The sequence below is a fragment of the Pseudomonas sp. Irchel 3E19 genome, assembly GCF_900187585.1.
GTDB classification, from domain to species: domain Bacteria; phylum Pseudomonadota; class Gammaproteobacteria; order Pseudomonadales; family Pseudomonadaceae; genus Aquipseudomonas; species Aquipseudomonas baetica.
In genome coordinates this window covers 1-20,143 of record NZ_FYDT01000031.1, presented here as the reverse complement: position 1 = coordinate 20,143, position 20,143 = coordinate 1, and the positions used below count along the sequence as shown (strand labels likewise).

Below are 20,143 nucleotides of genomic sequence, written 5' to 3'. Positions count from 1 at the left end.
CATAACTCTTAACCCTTAGCCGTAGTTGGATTAGCTGATGAACAAATTGATCGTGAGTCTGCTGTTGACCGTGGGAATCTCAGGTTTCGCCCATGCTGCAGGTGATGCCGCAGCAGGCCAGGCAAAAGTCGCCGTTTGCGGAGCCTGCCATGGCCCGGACGGCAACAGCATGGCGCCAAACTTTCCAAAACTGGCCGGCCAGGGTGAACGCTACCTGACCAAGCAACTGCACGACATCAAGTCGGGCAAACGTGTCGTTCTGGAAATGACCGGCCTGCTGACCAACCTGAGCGATCAGGATCTGGCCGACATGGCCGCGTACTTCGCCAGCCAGAAAGGCTCCGTTGGCGCAGCCGATCCCAAGCTCGTCGCGCGCGGTGAAGCGCTGTTCCGAGGCGGCAATCTGGCCAAGGGCCTGCCCGCCTGCACCGGTTGCCATTCGCCGAACGGTGCCGGTAACGCCGCTGCCGGCTTCCCGCATCTGGGTGGCCAACACGCCTCGTACATCGCCAAGCAGTTGACCGACTTCCGCAAGGAAGAAGGCGGACGCACCAACGACGGCGACACGATGACCATGCAGACCATCGCCAAACGCCTGAGCGACGAAGACATCGCCGCGGTCTCCAGCTACATTCAAGGCCTGCACTAAGACCGACGGATCGAGCGTGGCGCGTGCGGTAAAGCGCCGGCAATGTTAACGCTCGATTAATCCGTCGCAGCAAGTATAAAAAGGGTGGCTTTGGCCGCCCTTTTTTGTGGCCGCTGCCGTTACACTACAGAACTCATGCCCGCCAGGACCTGTCTGAAAACAGGTCGCGCGAGGCGACCAAAATTGTCCAGGAGTAAAGCATGCGTAATCTGATCATCAGCGCCGCCCTCGTCGCTGCCAGCCTGTTCGGCGTGACCGCTCAAGCCGCCGAAGCCCCTGCCGCTCCTTACGTGGAATTGACCAACCCGGTACCGGTTGCAGTGCCTGGCAAGATCGAAGTGGTCGAGTTGTTCTGGTATGGCTGCCCGCACTGCTACTCGTTTGAGCCAGTGATCAATCCGTGGGTTGAAAAACTGCCGTCCGACGTCAACTTCGTGCGTATTCCAGCCATGTTCGGCGGCCCATGGGACGCTCACGGCCAGATGTTCCTGACGCTGGAAGCAATGGGTGTCGAACACAAGGTTCACAGCGCCGTGTTTGAAGCGATCCAGAAACAACACAAGAAGCTGACCGACAAGAACGACATGGCTGACTTCCTCGCCACCCAAGGCGTGGACAAAGACAAGTTCCTCGCCACCTTTGACTCTTTCGCCATCAAAGGCCAGATCGTCAAGGCTCGTGAACTGGCCAAGAAGTATGAAATCACTGGCGTTCCAACCATGATCGTCAACGGTAAATACCGCTTCGACATCGGCTCCGCCGGCGGTGCAGAACAGGCTCTGCAACTGGCTGACCAACTGGTTGCCAAAGAGCGAGCGACCAACAAGGCCGCTGCCAACTAAGCGCGGCAACCGCCATGCGTCGCTGGAAGACCGAACGCATCGTTGGCCTGCATGATCCGCAGGTCAACGAGCATCACCTGGCGTCCACAGGCCTGCCAGCGGATCAGCGTCTGCGCTTGCTCAGTTTCAATATCCAGGTCGGTATCAGCACCGAGCGCTATCGGCATTACCTGACCCGCAGCTGGCAGCATCTGCTGCCGCACAACGGGCGCTCGGGCAACCTGCAAAAAATTGGTGACCTGCTCGGCGACTTCGACCTGGTCGCCTTGCAGGAAGCCGACGGCGGTAGCCTGCGCTCAGGCTACGTCAATCAAGTCGAACACTTGGCCCACCTCGGCGCCTTCCCCTACTGGTATCAACAACTCAATCGCAACCTCGGCCGACTGGCCCAGCACAGCAATGGCGTGCTCAGTCGTCTCAAGCCGTGGGCGATCGAGGATCACCCGCTGCCCGGCCCGAAAGGTCGCGGCGCGATCCTGCTGCGCTTCGGCGAAGGTCCGGAAGCACTGGTGGTGGTGATGATGCATCTGGCCCTTGGCGCGAGAACTCGCAGCCTGCAACTGGCCTATATTCGCGATCTGATCGGTGGCTATAAACATCAGATATTGATGGGCGACATGAACACCCATGCCAGCGATCTGCTACAACATTCACCGTTACGCGATCTCGGTCTGCTGGCCCCGCAGGTGGAAGCGACATTCCCCAGCTGGCGTCCTCAGCGTTGCCTTGATCATATTTTGCTCAGCCCGACCCTGACCCTGGAAAAGGTCGAAGTGCTGGCACAACCCATTTCCGATCACCTGCCGGTCGCGGTAGAGATTCGTCTGCCGGGTTCGCTCACGGCCGATGCATTGCCCGCGTTGAGTCCTGCCCCTCGCGGAACCCCTGAATGAGCGACGACGCCCAGCGCTGGAAAGAGAAGTACCTCAAAAGTATCGAACAACAGGAAAAGCTGGAGCGTCGATGGGACGCGCGTCTCGACTTGCTGCGTCGAGGCCTGGTGCGTAGCACCTTGGCGGCCGAAGGCACCGACAAAGTCGTTGATCAATGCATGAAAGAGATGCGCGACGTGGTGCGCACCGACGATATGGACGCCGGGCTCGCCGCCCTGTTGCCACGTCTGGAAAAAGCCGTGCTCGACTCCGAGCAGCGTCGCGAGACTCGAATCGATCAGGTCAGCAGCGCACTGACTTCCCTGGTGACGCAGTTGCAGGCGTTGCCACTGCCGCGGGAAGTCGCCCAGCCGCTGAAGAAGTTCGCCAAACAACTGGATGGGCGGGTCGGTCAGGCACGGGAAATGCCGCTGCTGTTGAGTGAACTCAGCAGTTTGCAGGGCAAGGCCCTGAGTCAGTTGGAGACACCGCCAGAACCGGGGCGTCCGGGGTTATTGCAGCGCCTGTTTGGTAGCCGTGATAACGAGGAGGCACCTACACCTACACCTACACCTACACCTACACCTACACCTGCTGTGCGCGAGCACGTTGCCGTTGTCGAACAGCCGCACATCGCTGCTGCGCCTGAATCCGAGCCGGTGCAGGTCGCCCCCGCCGTCGTCGCTGAACCGGCAATGGCCAATCCTGTTATCAAGGAATCTGCGCCAATCGCAGCAGTAGAGGCGCCTGCGGCCCCCGCTCAGCCGGAACCGGAAGTGGTTGCCTTTGTTCCGCCAACCGTCGCTTCTGAAGCGACCACGGCGACTGAAGTGGAAGCTTTCACGCCAGAGCCTGAAAACGTTATCGCTCCCGTTCCTGCTCCGACACCAGACACACCCGTCACCTTCAATCCCGACGAATTGATTCACCCCGGCGACCCAGCACCGCTGCTCCTCGACAGCCTGCCACTGCCCGAACCCATCGCTCAGGCATTGGCCGCCATCGACCCGGAGCAATCCGAGCAAGACATCCTCTTCGCCTTGCCGGATTCCCCGGAGCCGTCCTACAGCTCCGTGGCCAAACACATCGAAGACACGTTGATCGGCCTGCTCGACGACCTGACCCTGCCCGAGCGCCACCGTCCACAAGCCGAGGCAATGCGCGACCGGCTCAAACATGGTTTGAACTGGTACGAACTGATTCCGATCCTCGACGATCTCGCCACATTGATGCTGGCCATCACCGACAGCGGCCAGCACGAATTCGAAGCCTACTTGCAACAGCTCAACGAACGTCTTGAAGCGTTCCAGAGCAACCTGCAAGCCGCCAGCGAAGGCCACGCCGACAACAGCTCGGCAGCGCGGGCCATGGACACGCAGATCCGTGAGCAAGTCGACGGTTTGCAGACCAGCGTGCAGGAAGCGGCGGATCTGGACGATCTCAAGCAAGTGCTGGAGAACCATCTGGAAGGCTTGCTCGGCACCATGGATCAACACCAGAAGCAACGCGATGCCCGTGAGCAGGAGGTGGCGGCGCGCCTCAAAGGCCTGTCCGAGCGCGTGGCGCACATGGAGCAAGAAGCCCAGGGCTTCCGCGAGCACCTTGAAGAACAACGCCAGAAAGCCCTGATCGACCCGCTCACCGGCCTGCCCAACCGCGCAGCGTGGAGTGAACGCCTTGAGCATGAAATCAAGCAATGGCAGCAACACGGCAACACCTTGAGCTTGGCAATGCTCGACCTTGATCACTTCAAACGCATTAATGACAACTACGGCCACCTGGCCGGCGACAAGGTGCTGAAGATCATCGCCACCGTGCTGCGCAAACGCCTGCGCGGTTCCGATTTCATTGCCCGTTTCGGCGGCGAAGAGTTCGTTCTGCTATTGCCGGCCACCCCGCCAGCGGTCGGCGCGAAGCTGCTGGAAACCCTGCGCGCGGCGATCGAGGCGTGCCCGTTCCACTTCAAGGGCGAGCGGGTGACGATCACCATTTCCATGGGCCTGGCATCGTTCAAGGCGGGAGAACACAGCGATCTGGTGCTTAAAAGAGCTGATCAGGCGCTGTACAGGGCTAAAAACGCAGGACGCAATCGGGTTGAACTGGGCTGAGCAAATTGTTCCATTTTGTTTAAATCCACACGCTGACCGTCTCGACGCAAGGCAGTACGTTACACTGTTGCATTATTGTCTTTTGCGTACTGCCTTCTGCCATGAAATTCTTTGCCTTCCTCGCGTCTCTTCTCGTTCTGGCCGGTTGCGCCAGCGGTCCGCGTTATGACACCAGCCATCCTTCAGCCAATTACGACAGCCGTATCCAGTTCGTGGTCGTGCATTACACCTCGACTTCGCTGGAGCGTTCGCTGCAGCTACTGACCCATGGCGAAGTCAGCAGCCATTACCTGATCGGCGACGACAAAAGCGCCACCGTTTACAAGCTGATGGATGAAAACCAGCGCGCCTGGCACGCCGGCGAAAGCCAGTGGCAGGGCCGCACCTGGTTGAACTCCAGCTCGATCGGCATCGAAATCGTCAACCCCGGTTTCAAGGACACCCCGACCGGGCGCCTCTGGTATCCCTACAGCGAAGCGCAGATTCAGGCGCTGATCGTCCTGCTCAAGGACATCAGCAAGCGCAACGGCATCAGCCCACGGCACATCATCGGTCACAGCGACATCGCTCCATTGCGCAAGCTTGATCCGGGCCCGTTGTTCCCGTGGAAGCGTCTCGCCGCTGAAGGCTTGGGTGTCTGGCCCAACGAGCAAGCCGTGGCTCGCCAGCAAGCGCTGTTCGACAGCGGTGAACTACCGAGCATCGGCTGGTTCCAGGCGCAGTTGTCGCACCTGGGCTATGACACACCGCAGACCGGCGAGCTGGACGTCGCCACGCGCCATGTCCTTGCGGCATTCCAGATGCACTTTCGCCCGACCCGCTTCGACGGCACGCCAGATGCGCAAACGGCGGCGTTGTTGCTGGTGCTCAATCAGACAAAATAATGACGCCCGCCCGACGGTCAGGGCGATTTTGTAATCAGCAGCTATAACTCATTGGTAATTCTTCGGATATTCCATGATGGTTGCTACCCGAGCGACGCTGCGTAGCTGGTTTTATCGCCCCTTGTTTTTGGCGATGATCACGGCTGTCCTCAGTGCAAGCCTGCTGATCGCTGGCGCAATGTTTTTCGCGATGCGTCAGGTCGAGCAAAGTGAAAGTCAGGTCATGAACGCCCAAGGTGAGCGTTTCCTCGCCCGCCTTGAACAATTGTTCGGCCAGTTGCGCGAAAGTCTCGACGACCTCGAAGCCCAGCCGCTGCGCAGTTGCGATGACGAAATGATCGCCACGCTGCAGCAAGTCACCTTCAACTATCGCTTTGTCTACGAAGCCGCCTACATGGACGCTTCACGGATCTGCTCCAACCGTCCGCGTCAGGAAGGCCTGTCGGTTGTTCGCGCGCCGGATATCAAAGGCCCGACCTACAGCTATTGGCTGAACACCACCACCGAACCCGACGAAAACCGCGCCGCACTGATGCTCGGTCGCGGCAATTTTCGCGTGGCCACCTCGCGCGGGCATTTGACCGACATGGTCGACCTGTCGCCCGGCAGCAGCCTGCTGGTGGTGTTGGATCATGGCACCCGAGCGATTCCAGTGCTCGGCATGGCGCAGACATGGCCACCCCGCGAGCACTGGCCCCCAAAAAGCCGCGATGCCCTGCAAGTCACCCAGACCCGACTGATCTACCGGATGCCCACCGACAACCCGGAATATCAACTGGTGCTGATCACACCGCGTACCGGCATGCACATCCCGGCTATCTGGTGGTGGATGGTGCCCGCCTGTCTGTTGCTTGGCGCGTTCGTCGGCTTCTTCGTGTTTTTGCTGGTGCGCCAGCGTCAGTCACTGGACACCGAACTGCACGGTGCCATCCGCCGTGGCGAGTTGCAGGTGCTCTATCAACCGATCTTCGACCTCGACACTCGCAACTGTGTAGGTGCCGAGGCCCTGCTGCGCTGGCGCCGTCCGGACGGCACGCTGACCAGCCCTGATCTGTTTATTCCGCTGGCGGAAAACACCGGGCTGATCCGGCAGATGACCGACTTCGTTCTTCAGCGCCTGCTGGAGCAGTTGGGACCGGTGCTGCGCGCCAACCCGCAGCTATATATCTCGGTCAACCTGGCTGCCTGCGACGTGATGGTGCCGCGCATCGGCCAGGTCATGGCACGACTGCTGACCCTGCACCGGGTCGCGGCGCGGCAGATTGCCTTTGAAGTCACTGAACGCGGATTGATTGATGTGGTGGTGGCGCGGGAAAACCTGCAAGCCTTGCGCGATGTCGGCCATCAGGTACTTATCGACGATTTCGGAACCGGCTATTGCAGCCTCGCTTACCTGCAAACGCTGCCGGTGGACTGCCTGAAAATCGACAAGGCATTCATCGACGCCCTCGGCCATGACGCCGCCAGCAGTGGCGTCGCGCCGCACATCATTCACATGGCGCAAGCATTGGACTTGAAGGTGATTGCCGAAGGGATCGAGCTTGAGTCGCAAGCCGTCCTGCTCAGCAGTGAAGGCGTGAAATTCGGCCAGGGCTGGCTGTTCGCCCATGCCCTGAGCGCGGTGCAGTTCATTGAGCTGATTACTCGCGGGCGCCGCCTCGCAGGGCGACGCATGGATGACGAGGCCTAAACGGCAAGCGCCATATAAAACTGCGTCCCCTGCCCCGGCCGCGAATAAACACCCATCCGCCCACCATGCAGCTGGACGATTTCTTTGCACAGTGCCAAGCCAAGCCCCGCGCCGCCCTTCTTGCGTCCGACCTGCACAAACGGCTCGAAAATCCGCCCTTGCTGGCCATAAGCAATGCCTTCGCCGTTGTCTTCGACGCTGATGATCACGCGCTCGCCATGGCGACGCGCCTGCAAGCGGATCTGGCCGTCGCGGGCGGTATGACGCAAGGCGTTATCGATCAGGTTGTCGAGCACCCGCTCCAATTGCGCCTGGTCCGCCTGCAAACGCGGTAGCGACCCCTGCACTTCTACCGTCAAGGCGATGCCCTTCTCGGCCGCCGCATCGGCAAAGCGCGATTGTGCCTGCTCCAGTAAGTCCTCGATGGAACACGGCGCCAGTGTCAGCTTCTGCAAGCCGTTTTGGTAACGTGAAAAGTTGAGCAAGTCGTTGATCAGCTGCATCAGGCGCTGCATTTCTTCGTTCACGGTGTCGAGCAAGTCGGCCTCGCGGGAGTCCGCTGGAAACTTCGCCCGCTCACGGAACAGGCCGAACGCCATGTGCATGCCGGTGACCGGCGTGCGCAGCTCATGGGAGGCCCGTAGCACGAACTCGCTGCGGACCCGTTCGAAGGCTCGCTGTTCGGTGACGTCGTGCAGCACCATCACCGCGCCAAGGATATGCCCCTGGGTGTGGCTGACCGGGGTCAGGCTGTAAGTCAGCAGGCGTGATTCGCCGTCGACTTCGATGCTCAAATCCTCCGGCGCCCGCTCCAGAGTGCCGCCGCGCAACACCAGTTGCAGTTGCGCATCCAGTTCCGGCCGCCCGAGCGCGCAGCCAAGGCCTTGGCCGAGACGATCATCTTCCCAACCCAGCTGGCGCTGCGCGACCGGGTTGAGGTGTTCCAGATGGCCCTGACGATCAATCATCAGCAGGCCGTCGTCGATGCTGTCGAGCACGGCCTGCAAGCGTTGCTGCCCGGCCAGCAGCTCATCGACGTTGGTCGCCTGATGCTCGCGCAGCGCTTCGGCCATCAGCCCGAAACGCTTGGTCAGCAGGTTCATTTCCATCGCCGAAGAAATCGGCAGCGTCACTTCAAAATTGCCTTGGCCGATATTGTCCGCCGCCCGCGCAAGCGCCTCGATCGGTGCGCCAAAACGCCGGGCAATGCCTTGGGCCGTGACAAACCCGATGATCAACACCGCCAACCCCACCAGTCCAAGCAGGCCGGCGATCAGCAGCGCCCGGTCGCGCGTATCACGCTGAACTGCGTTGATGTTGTCCAGCGCATGCTTGTGCTCGGCGATCAACCCGTTGCGCAGAGTATTGAAGCGCTCGCGGAATTGCGCATTGCTCATCATCGTCTTGGCCGGATCATGGGACAGATCGAACGCATTCAGGAAGCTCAGGTAATCCGCCTTGGCCCGACTGAAACCGTACAGTCGACCATCACCCGCCTGTTCCTGCGCGATGCCTTCGTCGAGTAACTGGAAGTAATGCTGTTTAGACGCTTCGAACGCGACCGGATCAGGCTTTTCCGCCAGCATGATGATCAGTTGATCACCCAGCGTCTGCCGCAGCTTGAGACCCAGATCAAGGGTGGCGAAGTTGCTGCGTACCCGATCTTCCTGGGTTCCGGCCATCTGCATCACACTGACCAACCCGAGCAACAGCCCGAGCAAGGCCACCGTGATCAGTGCGGAAATACTCAGGAACAACCGGGTCCGCAACTTCATAGCCAGTTTCATCGTCGGGCACTCACAGGTTGTACTGCTTGCGCTTGCGATACAGGGTCGAGGCGTCGATGCCCAGGGTTTTTGCCGCTTGATCCAAGGTGCCGGCGGTGGCCAGAACTGCGCCAATATGGGCCTTTTCCAGCTCATCCAGGCTCAGTGCCGCACCGACTCGAGGGGCGTTGTTGGCCGGTTGTTCGGCCATGCCGAGGTGACTGATTTCCACGCGCTCCTGCGGGCAGATGATGCTCGCCCTTTCAACCACGTTGCGCAGTTCGCGGATGTTACCCGGCCAGCGATAGCCCAGCAGCGCCTCGCGGGCCTCGTCGCTGAAGCCGCGCGCCGGACGCGCGTACTCTTTGACGAAGCGGGCAAGAAAGCGATCGGCCAGAGTCAGGATGTCTTCGCTGCGCTCGCGCAACGGCGGCAAGTGCAAGGTGATGACGTTCAGGCGATACAACAGGTCTTCACGGAAACGACCGTCGCGCACCATGTCCTCAAGATTGAGGTTGGTCGCCGCCAGAATACGCACATCGGCGCGGCGGGTGACCGGATCCCCTACCCGTTCGTATTCCTTGTCCTGAATGAAGCGCAACAACTTGGGTTGCAATGTCAGGGGAAAATCGCCGATCTCGTCGAGAAACAGCGTGCCGCCGTCGGCCTGATTGACGCGACCCAAGGTACTTTCGCTGGCACCGGTGAACGCACCGCGACTGTGACCGAACAATTCGCTTTCCATCAGTTCAGCGGTCAGCGACGGGCAGTTGATGGTCACGCAGGATTTTTTCTCGCGCTTGCTCCAGCCGTGAATTGCCCGGGCCAGTTCACCTTTACCGGTGCCGGACTCACCCAGAATAAGGATGTTGGCGTCGGTGCCCGCCACTTGCCGCGCAGTTTCCAGCACCACTTTCATCGCGGGGCTATGGGAATCGAGGCCGTCCTTCGGCTTGCGGATCTCACCTTCGAGGGCTTCAAGACGCGCCGAGAGCTGACGTACTTCCAGTTGTTTGGCAGTCGCCAGACGCAACTGATCCGGGCTGCACGGTTTGACCAGATAGTCGGCGGCGCCGGCCTGGATCGCATCTACGGCGGTATCGACCGCCGAATGCGCGGTGACGATCACCACGCGCATCCATGGCGCCTGAATGCGCATTTGCGCCAGGACATCGAGGCCGTTGTCTTCGCCCAGACGCAGATCCAGAAAGCAAAGATCGAACACCTGCCGTTGCAACAATGCGTCGGCCTGAGCCGCACTGTTGGCGGTGGCCACCGTATAGCCCTCGTCTTCGAGGCAGTAACGGAAGGTTCGCAGGATGGCGGATTCATCATCCACCAGCAGAATGCGGCCTTGGTGCTCAGTGGCAGATTCCATTTTTCCTACGCTCCATAGTGATTGGTCTTGGGTTAGTCCCGGAAAAATCGGGCAAGTTGCATGGTTGATTCTGAACGATGCCAGCCATAGGAGGGTAGCTCTCTCCTGCCTTAACGGCTAATTCACTGATTTTGTTGATTTTTTAAACAATCGCCGATTTGCAGGGCATTCCCTGCGTACATTTCTGACATCCGCGCCCTGCTCTCAATTCCATAAGAATGAAATCTCCTACGAAATAATCGTGCATTGCGCACGATCGGAGATGACCCATCGTGCAGGATGCGTCGCGAATTATTTTTTACCATATTGTAACTATTTGATTTTATTGAATATTTTTCAAATAAAAAACTGGCATGCAGGCTGCAATACCTCATTCATCCCGGGCAGATCAGAACTGCCCCAACCGAATAAGAGAGTGAGGAACCCAGGATGACTCGCCAACGTGCCGCCCAAGTGCGTATCTCGCCACTGCATATCCAGCAAGGCCTGTTCGGCGTACTTGCGCTGTTGATCACCCTGATCGCTTGCCAGCAATACCTGAGCTGGGAAAACAGCCAGAAGCCTGAGCCGCTGATCTCGATCCAGCACAGCACGCAAAAGCACTTCAGCGCGGTTAGCAACAGCCAGGCCGAGAGCGTCTCCATGCGCATGATGGATGTCGATCAGGCGCAACCACTGGATCAAATGCCACGTGAAGAACGCTGGGTTTTTTAATTGATTGAACAGATTCAGGCGCTATGCGTCGAAAAACGTAACACCCCTAAATAAAGAAGTAAGGAGAATCACCATGTTGAGCTGGGCAATTACATTCTTGATCATTGCCATCATTGCTGCAGTATTGGGCTTCGGTGGTATCGCGGGCACCGCCACGGGTATCGCCAAGATTCTCTTTGTCGTGTTCCTGGTGATGTTCATCGCTTCCTTCTTCTTTGGCCGTCGCGGCCGAGGTTAACGATGAGTGCGTTAAAGACTCTGGCAGCCGCCCTGCTTCTGGGCGGTAGTGCCATGGCGATGGCGGCCAACGATGGCCAGACGCGGGTCAACGAACTGCTGAGTTCCGATCCGCAATACAGGGAAACCTGGGAAGGCGTGGTGAAGAAGGAAGAGCGCCTGCCGGAATGGGTGATGAACCTGTCCGGGACGCCTGACCAACAAATGAATGCCGTGACTGAAGACGGCGACAAGTATCTGGTCGGCCCACTCTGCGAAAGCGCAGACAAATGCCTGAACCACCGCTTGATCGTCGCCTTCAGCTTCGACAAGAAAGATGCTTACGCCATGCTCGTCGATGTCCCCGAAGGATTGCCGGCCGACAAGTCGCCAACGCGGCATGCCACCTACCGCTTCCTCGGCAAACCCGATCAGGGCATGCAGGATCTTTTGATGGAAACACTGAAAAAAGATCCGAACTGGTACTGATACAAGTTCGAACATCAGGGCAGCGCCCCGCTGCCCTCTATTGCGCCCGCCCGATAAAGGTCGGCGCATGACCAAGGGGCCGGGACGTTCTGACTGTTACAGGGTCGGAGTGACCTACGGGTACAGGGAGTGCCTGCGCGAGGGCCGGGTCAGGGTAAAAGCTGCGTCGCAAGTTCGCCGGCCCACTGTGGTTCGACGGACTTGCGCTGAGCTTTGAGCAACACAAAACATTGATCCAGAGCGTCCAGCTCATCTTTTTTATCGCCCACACTGCGCGCGAAAACATTACGCGGTGTTTCCTGGCGACCGTATATCGAGAAAGAGACCGTTTAAACAGTAGGACTTCTAGTCTCCAGATGTAGGCTTTTTCTCAAATTTTCCGACGAAAATTCTCGTTCAAAAAATAACCAACCTACGCTGAAATGGCCGGTTCACGGCACTTATGCCGGCTGAAATGTCACAATCGAACCGGTTGGGACGCCAGTTTCATTTAAAAAAGCTCATGCCGATTCGGCATAGGGTAGGCGTTTACGGCATTAGACGGCGCAACCTTGCATCGGAATAGTTGCGCCTTTTTTCGCCTGCCGAAGAGCCGTAAATACGCGCTTCGGGGCACCTTATACGGAGGCAGATGCACAGACTTTTCCGCTAAAAAGCGTTCCAGTTCCTGCATGTGCCTGAGTCAAACGCAAGTAAGGGTAAAGATAATGAAGAAGGCAAAAATCAGCCTCGCCTGGCAGATCCTCATCGGTCTGGTTTTAGGGATTGCAATTGGTGCGTTGCTCAACCACTTCAGTGCCGAAAAGGCCTGGTGGATCAGCAACGTCCTGCAACCGGCAGGCGATATCTTTATCCGTCTGATCAAGATGATCGTGATCCCGATCGTCATCTCCTCTCTGATCGTCGGCATTGCCGGCGTGGGCGACGCCAAGAAGCTGGGGCGTATCGGCCTGAAGACGATCATCTATTTCGAAATCGTCACCACCATCGCCATCGTTGTCGGCCTGCTGTTGGCCAACCTGTTCCATCCGGGCACCGGCATCGACATGAGCACCCTGGGCACGGTGGATATCTCCAAGTACCAGGCGACCGCCGCCGAAGTACAGCATGAACACGCGTTCATCGAGACCATCCTCAACCTGATCCCGTCGAACATCTTCGCGGCCATGGCTCGCGGCGAAATGCTGCCGATCATCTTCTTCTCCGTACTGTTCGGTCTCGGCCTGTCGAGCCTGCAGTCGGACCTGCGCGAACCGCTGGTGAAGATGTTCCAGGGCGTTTCGGAAAGCATGTTCAAAGTCACCCACATGATCATGAACTACGCCCCGATCGGCGTATTCGCACTGATCGCGGTGACCGTCGCCAACTTCGGCTTCGCCTCCCTGCTGCCGCTGGCCAAACTGGTGATCCTGGTTTACGTCGCCATCGCCTTTTTCGCCTTCGTCGTACTGGGCCTGATTGCCAAGCTGTTCGGCTTCTCGGTACTCAAGCTGATGCGCATCTTCAAGGATGAGCTGGTGCTGGCCTACTCCACTGCCTCGTCGGAAACCGTGCTGCCGCGCGTGATCGAGAAGATGGAAGCCTACGGCGCGCCGAAAGCCATTTGCAGCTTCGTGGTACCGACCGGCTACTCGTTCAACCTCGACGGTTCGACCCTGTACCAGTCCATCGCGGCGATCTTCATTGCCCAGCTGTACGGCATCGACCTGTCGATCAGCCAGCAACTGCTGCTGGTGCTGACCCTGATGGTCACCTCCAAAGGCATCGCCGGCGTACCGGGCGTGTCCTTCGTGGTGCTGCTGGCCACCTTGGGCAGCGTCGGTATTCCGCTGGAAGGTCTGGCGTTCATCGCCGGTGTCGACCGCATCATGGACATGGCCCGTACGGCACTGAACGTGATCGGCAACGCCCTGGCCGTGCTGGTTATCGCGCGCTGGGAAGGCATGTACGACGATGCCAAGGGCGAGCGCTACTGGAACTCCCTGCCGCACTGGCGCAGCAAGGAAAAACTGCCGGCTGGCGAGATTTCCAAGAACTGATTGCTGAACATTGTGGGGATTGGCTTCTTGTGGGGGTGGGCTTGCTCACGAATGCGGAGTGTCAGTCAGCACAGATGTTTCTGACAGGACGACTTCGCGAGCAAGCCCGCTCCCACCGGGGATTTGAGTCAGAGCCAAGCATTCATTGTCCCCGCAAGTGATGTACACACGAACCCCGGAGAAATCCGGGGTTTGTCGTTTCTGGCGACCCCGCTATCATTCGCCGCATCTTCCGGGGGATTTGACTGATGCTTAATGGCCTGTGGCTTGGCTTCTTCGTTGTGGCAGCAATATCTGCGCTGGTGCAGTGGCTGGTCGGCGGTAACGCCGGGATCTTCGCGGCGATGGTGGAAAGCATTTTTGCCATGGCCAAGCTCTCGGTCGAGGTCATGGTGCTGCTGTTCGGCACTCTGACCCTGTGGCTGGGCTTTTTACGTATTGCCGAGAAGGCCGGCATCGTCGAATGGCTGGCCAAGGTATTGGGGCCGCTGTTTCTGCGGCTGATGCCGGAAGTCCCACCCGGTCACCCGGCCCTTGGCCTGATCACCCTGAACTTCGCCGCCAATGGCCTGGGCCTGGACAACGCCGCGACACCTATCGGCCTGAAAGCCATGAAGGCGTTGCAGGAACTCAACCCCAGCGCCACCATCGCCAGCAACGCACAAATCCTGTTCCTGGTGCTCAACGCGTCGTCCCTGACCCTGCTGCCGGTGACGATTTTCATGTACCGCGCCCAGCAAGGCGCGCCGGATCCGACCCTGGTATTCCTGCCGATCCTGCTGGCGACCAGTTGCTCGACCATCGTCGGCTTTCTCTCGGTGGCATTCATGCAGCGCCTGCGGATCTGGGATCCGGTGGTGCTGGCCTACCTGATTCCCGGCGCGCTGATGCTCGGGGGGTTCATGGCGCTGCTGGCGACAATGTCGGCCACGGCGCTGGCGGGGCTGTCGTCGATCCTCGGCAACCTCACGCTGTTCGGACTGATCATGCTGTTTCTACTGATCGGCGCCTTGCGCAAGGTGAAGGTTTACGAGGCCTTCGTCGAAGGCGCGAAGGAAGGTTTCGACGTCGCCAAAAACCTGCTGCCGTATCTGGTGGCGATGCTCTGTGCGGTTGGCGTCTTGCGTGCATCAGGGGCATTGGACTTCGGCCTCGAAGGCATTCGCCACCTGGTCGAGTGGGCCGGTTGGGATACACGATTTGTCGATGCGCTGCCGACCGCGATGGTCAAACCGTTCTCCGGCAGCGCCGCCCGGGCGATGTTGATTGAAACCATGCAGACGTCCGGCGTCGACAGCTTCCCGGCATTGGTCGCCGCGACAGTGCAGGGCAGTACCGAAACCACGTTCTATGTGTTGGCGGTGTATTTCGGCGCAGTGGGGATTCAGCGGGCGCGGCATGCGGTGGGTTGTGCGTTGTTGGCCGAGTTGGCGGGCGTGATTGGCGCGATTGGTGTGTGCTACTGGTTCTTCGGCTAACCACAGATCCAATGTGGGAGCGGGCTTGCTCGCGAATGCGGTTTATCAGTCAACATCAGTGCTGAATGACACACCGCATTCGCGAGCAAGCCCGCTCCCACAGGGTTTTGTGTAGGACTTAAGGTCGGGGTTGCGGGGAGAGTTTTTGGCCTTGTTCTACCGCCCAGGCCACAACCTTCGCGGTCAGGCGATCGCTGGCCTGGCCAAACCCGGCCACCACCGCCGGCACCTGAACATCGCTCAATGGCTGGCGCTCTTCAAAGCGGCGACTGGCGAGAATCCGCTGGTCATAACCACGTACCAAGAGCGCATCAACGCGCACTACGACGCTGGCCTGATTGCCCTGATATTCCGTCTGGAACGCCTGCAGATTCCCGCCCAACTCCAAATCCGCAGCAAAGTTGCTGTCGTCGGTACTGAGCAACGTCACCCGGCCATCACGCGCAAAGCCGTCCAGCAACCGATTACGCAGCAACACCGGCGCCGGATCGCTCCAGCGCGAAGCCTTGTAGCTGCTGATCACATCGCCCTGTGGAATCACCGCAATGCTCGGCCGGTTCAACGCTTCGCTGGCCTGCAACTTGTTCAGGCGCAGCGACCAAGGCTGAGTGGCCGCCGAACTGGCCGAGGCGGGTGCTTGCGCACTCGGCAAGCGATAAACGTCCGATCGCTCCGATTTGGGCAAGATCGAGCAGGCGCTGAGCACAGTGAAGCCGGCGGCGAAGAGGGCGAGGCGAGTCAGCTTCATGGCGTGAACTCCTTGTTCTTGTCACTGCCCAGCAGGTAACCGCTGGGGTTGGCCTCCAGGCGTTGGGAAATGGCACGCAGCGAGGTCAGGGTTTCGCGCAGTTCGCGGATCGCCGGGGCGAGGCCATTGAGGCCCTGCATGCCGTTGTCGAGGGAGTTCTGGTTCTTGCTCAGCAGGCCGTTAATGGTCGCGCTGCTCTGTTCCAGCGACTTCATGGCCTGTTCGGCACTGCCCAACGCCTGCTTGCCCTGATCGTTGATCAAGCCGTTGGCGTTGCGCATCAGCAACGAGGTCTGTTCGAGCATGCTGCCAGCCTGTTTGCCGACCGTCGCCAGTTGCTGCATGGCCTGTTTGATGTCGCCGCGCTGATCGTTGATGGTGCCGGTGGTCTGCTCCAGATGGGCGAGGGTTTTGCTCACGCGCTCGACGTTCTCGGCGGAGAACATTTGGTTGGCGTTCTGCAGCAGTGCGGTAATGCCGGTCATCAAATCGTTGGAGTCATTGAGCAACCGCGAAATAGGCGAGGGCGAGGCGACGATGGTCGGCAGGTTGCCGTCATGGCCACGCAACTTCGGGCTTTGCGGCGTGCCGCCGCTGAGCTGGATGATCGACGTCCCGGTGATCCCGGCCAGCGCCAGTTTGGCCTGGGTGTCTTCCTTGACCGGCGTGTCGCCGGCCAGTCGAATCCGCGCCAGCACGCGCCGAGGGTCTTTGGGATCAAGGCGCAGGTTGATCACATCACCGACCTTGATCCCGCTGTACTGCACCGGGCTGCCCTTGGACAGGCCACTGACCGCCTCGCTGAAGACAATCTCGTAATCCTTGAACTCGGTGTCGACGCTGGACTTGGCCAGGAACAGACCGAAGAGCAGGGCGCCGGCCACCACAATCACGGTGAACAGGCCAATCAATACATGATGCGCTCGGGTTTCCATGTCAGACCTCGTTAAGCGATTTGGCGGCGTCCAGCGCCGAGCGGCCGCGCGGGCCGTGGAAGTATTCGTGAATCCACGCGTCATCAGTTTCCGAAACGACATCGATGGGACCTGCGACCAACACTTTCTTCTGCGCCAGCACCGCCACGCGATCGGTGATGGTGTAGAGCGTGTCGAGGTCGTGGGTCACCAGAAACACGCTCAGGCCCAGCGCGTCGCGCAGGGTCAGGATCAGTTGATCGAACTGCGCCGCGCCAATCGGATCGAGGCCGGCAGTGGGTTCGTCAAGAAACAGAATGTCCGGATCCAGCGCCAAGGCCCGCGCCAGCGCGGCGCGTTTGATCATGCCCCCGGACAACGACGACGGGTATTTGTCCGCCGCCGACAGCGGCAACCCGGCCAGCGCCAGTTTGACCGCGGCCAGATGCTCGGCATCGTGGCGGCTCAGGCCGGCGTGTTCGATCAGCGGCAGGGCGACGTTTTCGGTCACGGTCAGCGACGAAAACAGCGCGCCTTTCTGGAACAATACGCCAAAGCGCCGTTCGACCAGTGAGCGCTCGTGCTCGGACAGGCTCGGCAGATTCTGGCCGAACACTTTGACGCTGCCTTCGCTGGGCCGGCGCAGGCCGACGATGCTGCGCAACAGCACCGATTTGCCGCTGCCGGAACCGCCGACCACGGCGAGGATTTCGCCTTTGTACAAATCCAGATCGAGGTTCTCGTGCACGCTCTGGCTGCCAAAGCGATTGCACAGGCCACGGACTTCGATCACCGCCTCGGCGGGCGCGCGGGGTAGACGACTCACCAGCCCATCTCCATGAAAAACAGCGCGGCCACCGCGTCGAGCACGATCACCACAAAAATCGACTGCACCACGGCGGAGGTGGTGTGGGCGCCGACCGATTCAGCGCTGCCGCTGACCTTGAAGCCTTCCAGACAACCAATCGCCGCGATCAGGAAGGCGAAGATCGGCGCTTTCACCAGCCCGACCAGAAAATGCTGAATGCCGATATCCGACTGCAGCAGCGACAGGAACATTGCCGGCGAGATATCCAGCGACACCGCGCAGACCACGCCACCGCCGACGATCCCCGAGAGCATCGCCAGAAACGTCAGCATCGGCAGCGCCACCAACATCGCCAGCACCCTTGGCACCACCAGCAGCTCCATGGGGTCGAGGCCAAGGGTGCGGATCGCGTCGATTTCTTCGTTGGCCTTCATCGAGCCGATCTGCGCGGTGAACGCACTGGCGGTACGGCCGGCCATCAGGATCGCCGTCAGCAACACGCCGAACTCACGCAGGAACGAGAAGCCCACCAGGTCCACGGTAAAAATCGTCGCGCCGAAACTGGCCAGCACCGTCGCGCCGAGAAACGCCACCACCGCGCCGACCAGAAAGGTCAGCAAGGCCACGATGGGCGCGGCGTCGAGGCCCGTCTGCTCAATGTGGGCGATCATCGGCGTGATGCGCCAGCGCTTGGGCCGCAACAGGTTACGGGCGATGGTTTCCAGAATCAGGCCGACGAAGCCGAGGAGCTGCAGGGTGTCTTGCCAGATCGTGTCGACGGCGCGGCCGATGCGCGTCAGCAGTTGCACGCTGACGCTGACTTCCGGCTCCTTGATTGGCACGCAGAAATCGGTCAACGACTGATACACGGTTTGCAGCAACGCGCGGTCGGCGGAGGACAAGGTGCAATCGGGATGTTCGGCGGATTTGCCGAGGCGTTCGGAGCCGAGCAGTTCCACCAGCAACGACGCGCCGGCGGTGTCGAGGGCGCCGAGGCCATTCAGATCAATCGGCGTGCTGGCGTCGTATTGGCCGTGGAGCTTTTCGCTCAGGCGTTTGAGCTCGGCGTAATGGGCGAGCGTCCAGTCCCCGCTGACCCGCAGGCGGGCAGGGGTGATCGACGTGTCCAACTGGGCACTGCCTGTCATTGAACTGCTGATCATAAGCTCCGTGCTTTTTGGCTGTTTACGCAGGCATACGTAATAGCACGAACCGGATTACTTTTCTTTGACCGCTGTGCTGTCCGTCACTTCAAAGCGCAGCACGCCGATCACCTGGCCATCCTCGGTCAGCACCCGCACCTGCCACTTGCCCGCCGGGTTGCCGGGGAAATTCTGCTTGTGCGTCCACGCCCGGTAGCCTTCCTTGCGCCCGCCATGGATGTCGAGGGCGATGCGATCGACCTCTTTGCCGTCGAACTGCCAGACGTGATAAATCCGCTCATCGAGGCCGCGCGGCGCGTTGATTGCGGTGTAGGCGTACAGCCCGCCGTTACGGATCTGCTCGGCACTGACCTCCTCGAGGCTGGCACCAGGGGTGCGATCCTGCAACTGGGTGCTGATTGCCACGTCGGTCATCCACAGCGTCGCCGGCGGCACCCACGAACGCAGCACCCAGCCGACGCCGCCGATGCCCACCGTGATGCACAGAATCGCCAGCGCGTTACGCACAGTGCGGATCGGGAAGATCGACGCCAGGCTCGGGAACGACAACACCACGGCGGTGCCCAGCGCCCATTTGAAACTCTGCGAGGTGGTCAGGTGCATGATCACCGGCAGCGCGGTGAGCAGGGCGGCGAACAGGGTCAGGGTGTGCAACGCGAGAAACGCCCAGCGTCGTGGCGCCAGCCATTTGTAATAGAGCGGGTCGACAATCGAGATCAGTGCGGCGATGCACAGCAGGCCAGTGAAAATCAGTTGGCCACTGTTCCAGGTGGTGGTGATGAAGAAGAACGGCAGGACAAAAAACAGGCTTTCCTGATGGATCATCTGCGTCGCGTAACGCAGCAGCGGCTGGGGGATTTCCCGTTTGAAGATCCGTGTGAACAGCTTGGTCAGGCTGTTTTCCAGCATCAGCCAGATCCAGCTCAGCAGCATGATCGTGGTGATCCAGCTCGCCAGCCCCTGTTGCCGGTCGACCAGGATGAAACTGCCGACCCCGGAGATGAAACCGCCAAGCGCAATGACCCCGGGATAGCGCTTCATCAGTTCGAGAATGCGCTGGATGATCTGGGGTATTTTTGGCATTTGGCGGTTCACAACAGTCGTAGGAAAAAACCTCGACAGAGTACCGCCGGCGGGGCGGTGTGGCGAGGCTGCCGGTCAGTAAATTCACCACTCACCTGTGGGAGCGAGCCTGCTCGCGAAGGCGGTGGGTCAGCCGACATTGTTGCCGACTGGCAATCCGTCTTCGCGAGCAGGCTCGCTTGTATGGTAGGACTTGAAGGGAGGAGGAGGGACAAGGCTCGATTCTGACTGTTGACGCAGCACAGACCGTGGGAGATTTCGCCCCTCCTCCTTTCACCCAAGCGCCGATAAAGAATGCATCT

General features: G+C 59.9%; 18 protein-coding genes. 11 read left to right on the top strand and 7 right to left on the bottom strand.

Annotated elements, in window-relative coordinates:
- The first annotated feature begins 37 nt into the window (after positions 1 to 37).
- The 6 genes from CKW18_RS19155 (at position 38) to CKW18_RS19130 (ending at position 7,045) form a co-directional block, all read left to right on the top strand.
- Complete coding sequence (locus CKW18_RS19155; protein WP_095190241.1) at positions 38 to 649, top strand: cytochrome c; 612 nt, start codon at positions 38 to 40, stop codon at positions 647 to 649.
- A gap of 200 nt (positions 650 to 849) precedes the next feature.
- The gene (locus CKW18_RS19150) at positions 850 to 1,491 is read left to right on the top strand and encodes a thiol:disulfide interchange protein DsbA/DsbL (RefSeq protein ID WP_095190240.1); all 642 of its coding nucleotides are present in this window, start codon (positions 850 to 852) and stop codon (positions 1,489 to 1,491) included.
- A gap of 14 nt (positions 1,492 to 1,505) precedes the next feature.
- Positions 1,506 to 2,384, top strand: a complete 879-nt coding sequence (locus tag CKW18_RS19145; protein ID WP_095190239.1) for an endonuclease/exonuclease/phosphatase family protein — start codon at positions 1,506 to 1,508, stop codon at positions 2,382 to 2,384.
- Positions 2,381 to 4,471, top strand: a complete 2,091-nt coding sequence (locus CKW18_RS19140) for a GGDEF domain-containing protein (RefSeq protein ID WP_095190238.1) — start codon at positions 2,381 to 2,383, stop codon at positions 4,469 to 4,471. Before CKW18_RS19145 ends, CKW18_RS19140 begins: the two co-directional genes overlap by 4 nt.
- A gap of 101 nt (positions 4,472 to 4,572) precedes the next feature.
- Positions 4,573 to 5,355 carry an N-acetylmuramoyl-L-alanine amidase gene (locus tag CKW18_RS19135; protein ID WP_095190237.1) on the top strand — a complete coding sequence of 261 codons (783 nt, stop codon included), beginning with the start codon at positions 4,573 to 4,575 and terminating at the stop codon, positions 5,353 to 5,355.
- 76 nt (positions 5,356 to 5,431) lie between these two features.
- Positions 5,432 to 7,045 (top strand): EAL domain-containing protein, encoded by a 1,614-nt coding sequence (locus CKW18_RS19130; protein ID WP_170947287.1) that lies wholly within the window; start codon positions 5,432 to 5,434, stop codon positions 7,043 to 7,045.
- Here CKW18_RS19130 and CKW18_RS19125 read toward each other — a convergent pair.
- Together CKW18_RS19125 and algB are read right to left on the bottom strand one after the other, a co-directional pair.
- The gene (locus tag CKW18_RS19125; RefSeq protein ID WP_095190235.1) at positions 7,042 to 8,832 is read right to left on the bottom strand and encodes a KinB sensor domain-containing domain; all 1,791 of its coding nucleotides are present in this window, start codon (positions 8,830 to 8,832) and stop codon (positions 7,042 to 7,044) included. The two genes, CKW18_RS19130 and CKW18_RS19125, sit on opposite strands and share 4 nt — an antisense overlap.
- A 10-nt stretch (positions 8,833 to 8,842) precedes the next feature.
- Positions 8,843 to 10,189, bottom strand: a complete 1,347-nt coding sequence (gene algB, locus CKW18_RS19120; RefSeq protein WP_095190234.1) for a sigma-54-dependent response regulator transcription factor AlgB — start codon at positions 10,187 to 10,189, stop codon at positions 8,843 to 8,845.
- 429 nt (positions 10,190 to 10,618) lie between these two features.
- On the opposite strand from algB, the gene CKW18_RS19115 reads away from it, so the two are divergent.
- The 5 genes from CKW18_RS19115 to CKW18_RS19095 all read left to right on the top strand — a co-directional run bounded on the left by CKW18_RS19115 (position 10,619) and on the right by CKW18_RS19095 (position 15,125).
- On the top strand, positions 10,619 to 10,903 hold the full coding sequence (locus CKW18_RS19115) for a hypothetical protein (protein ID WP_095190233.1): 285 nt from the start codon (positions 10,619 to 10,621) through the stop codon (positions 10,901 to 10,903).
- 73 nt (positions 10,904 to 10,976) lie between these two features.
- On the top strand, positions 10,977 to 11,141 hold the full coding sequence (locus CKW18_RS19110) for a DUF1328 domain-containing protein (protein ID WP_003177151.1): 165 nt from the start codon (positions 10,977 to 10,979) through the stop codon (positions 11,139 to 11,141).
- 2 nt (positions 11,142 to 11,143) lie between these two features.
- Positions 11,144 to 11,608 (top strand): inhibitor of vertebrate lysozyme family protein, encoded by a 465-nt coding sequence (locus CKW18_RS19105; RefSeq protein WP_095190232.1) that lies wholly within the window; start codon positions 11,144 to 11,146, stop codon positions 11,606 to 11,608.
- Positions 11,609 to 12,315: 707 nt separating this feature from the next.
- Positions 12,316 to 13,647 (top strand): glutamate/aspartate:proton symporter GltP, encoded by a 1,332-nt coding sequence (gene gltP, locus CKW18_RS19100; protein ID WP_095190231.1) that lies wholly within the window; start codon positions 12,316 to 12,318, stop codon positions 13,645 to 13,647.
- 248 nt (positions 13,648 to 13,895) lie between these two features.
- Positions 13,896 to 15,125, top strand: coding sequence for a nucleoside recognition domain-containing protein (locus CKW18_RS19095; RefSeq protein WP_095190230.1), 1,230 nt, complete (start codon positions 13,896 to 13,898; stop codon positions 15,123 to 15,125).
- Between the two features lie 118 nt (positions 15,126 to 15,243).
- On the opposite strand, the gene CKW18_RS19090 is transcribed toward CKW18_RS19095, so the two are convergent.
- From CKW18_RS19090 to CKW18_RS19070, 5 genes are read right to left on the bottom strand one after another with little or no spacing between them, the layout of a single operon-like run.
- Positions 15,244 to 15,873: an ABC-type transport auxiliary lipoprotein family protein gene (locus CKW18_RS19090; protein ID WP_095190229.1), complete on the bottom strand. Its 630-nt coding sequence runs from the start codon at positions 15,871 to 15,873 to the stop codon at positions 15,244 to 15,246.
- Positions 15,870 to 16,808, bottom strand: coding sequence for an MlaD family protein (locus CKW18_RS19085; protein ID WP_095190228.1), 939 nt, complete (start codon positions 16,806 to 16,808; stop codon positions 15,870 to 15,872). The genes CKW18_RS19090 and CKW18_RS19085 overlap by 4 nt, the downstream gene beginning before the upstream one ends.
- Before the next feature lies 1 nt (position 16,809).
- Positions 16,810 to 17,613 (bottom strand): ABC transporter ATP-binding protein, encoded by an 804-nt coding sequence (locus CKW18_RS19080; protein WP_095190227.1) that lies wholly within the window; start codon positions 17,611 to 17,613, stop codon positions 16,810 to 16,812.
- Positions 17,610 to 18,758, bottom strand: a complete 1,149-nt coding sequence (locus CKW18_RS19075; protein ID WP_095190226.1) for an ABC transporter permease — start codon at positions 18,756 to 18,758, stop codon at positions 17,610 to 17,612. Before CKW18_RS19075 ends, CKW18_RS19080 begins: the two co-directional genes overlap by 4 nt.
- A 54-nt stretch (positions 18,759 to 18,812) precedes the next feature.
- Positions 18,813 to 19,841, bottom strand: a complete 1,029-nt coding sequence (locus tag CKW18_RS19070) for a DUF5924 family protein (RefSeq protein ID WP_095190225.1) — start codon at positions 19,839 to 19,841, stop codon at positions 18,813 to 18,815.
- Positions 19,842 to 20,143: the final 302 nt, after the last annotated feature.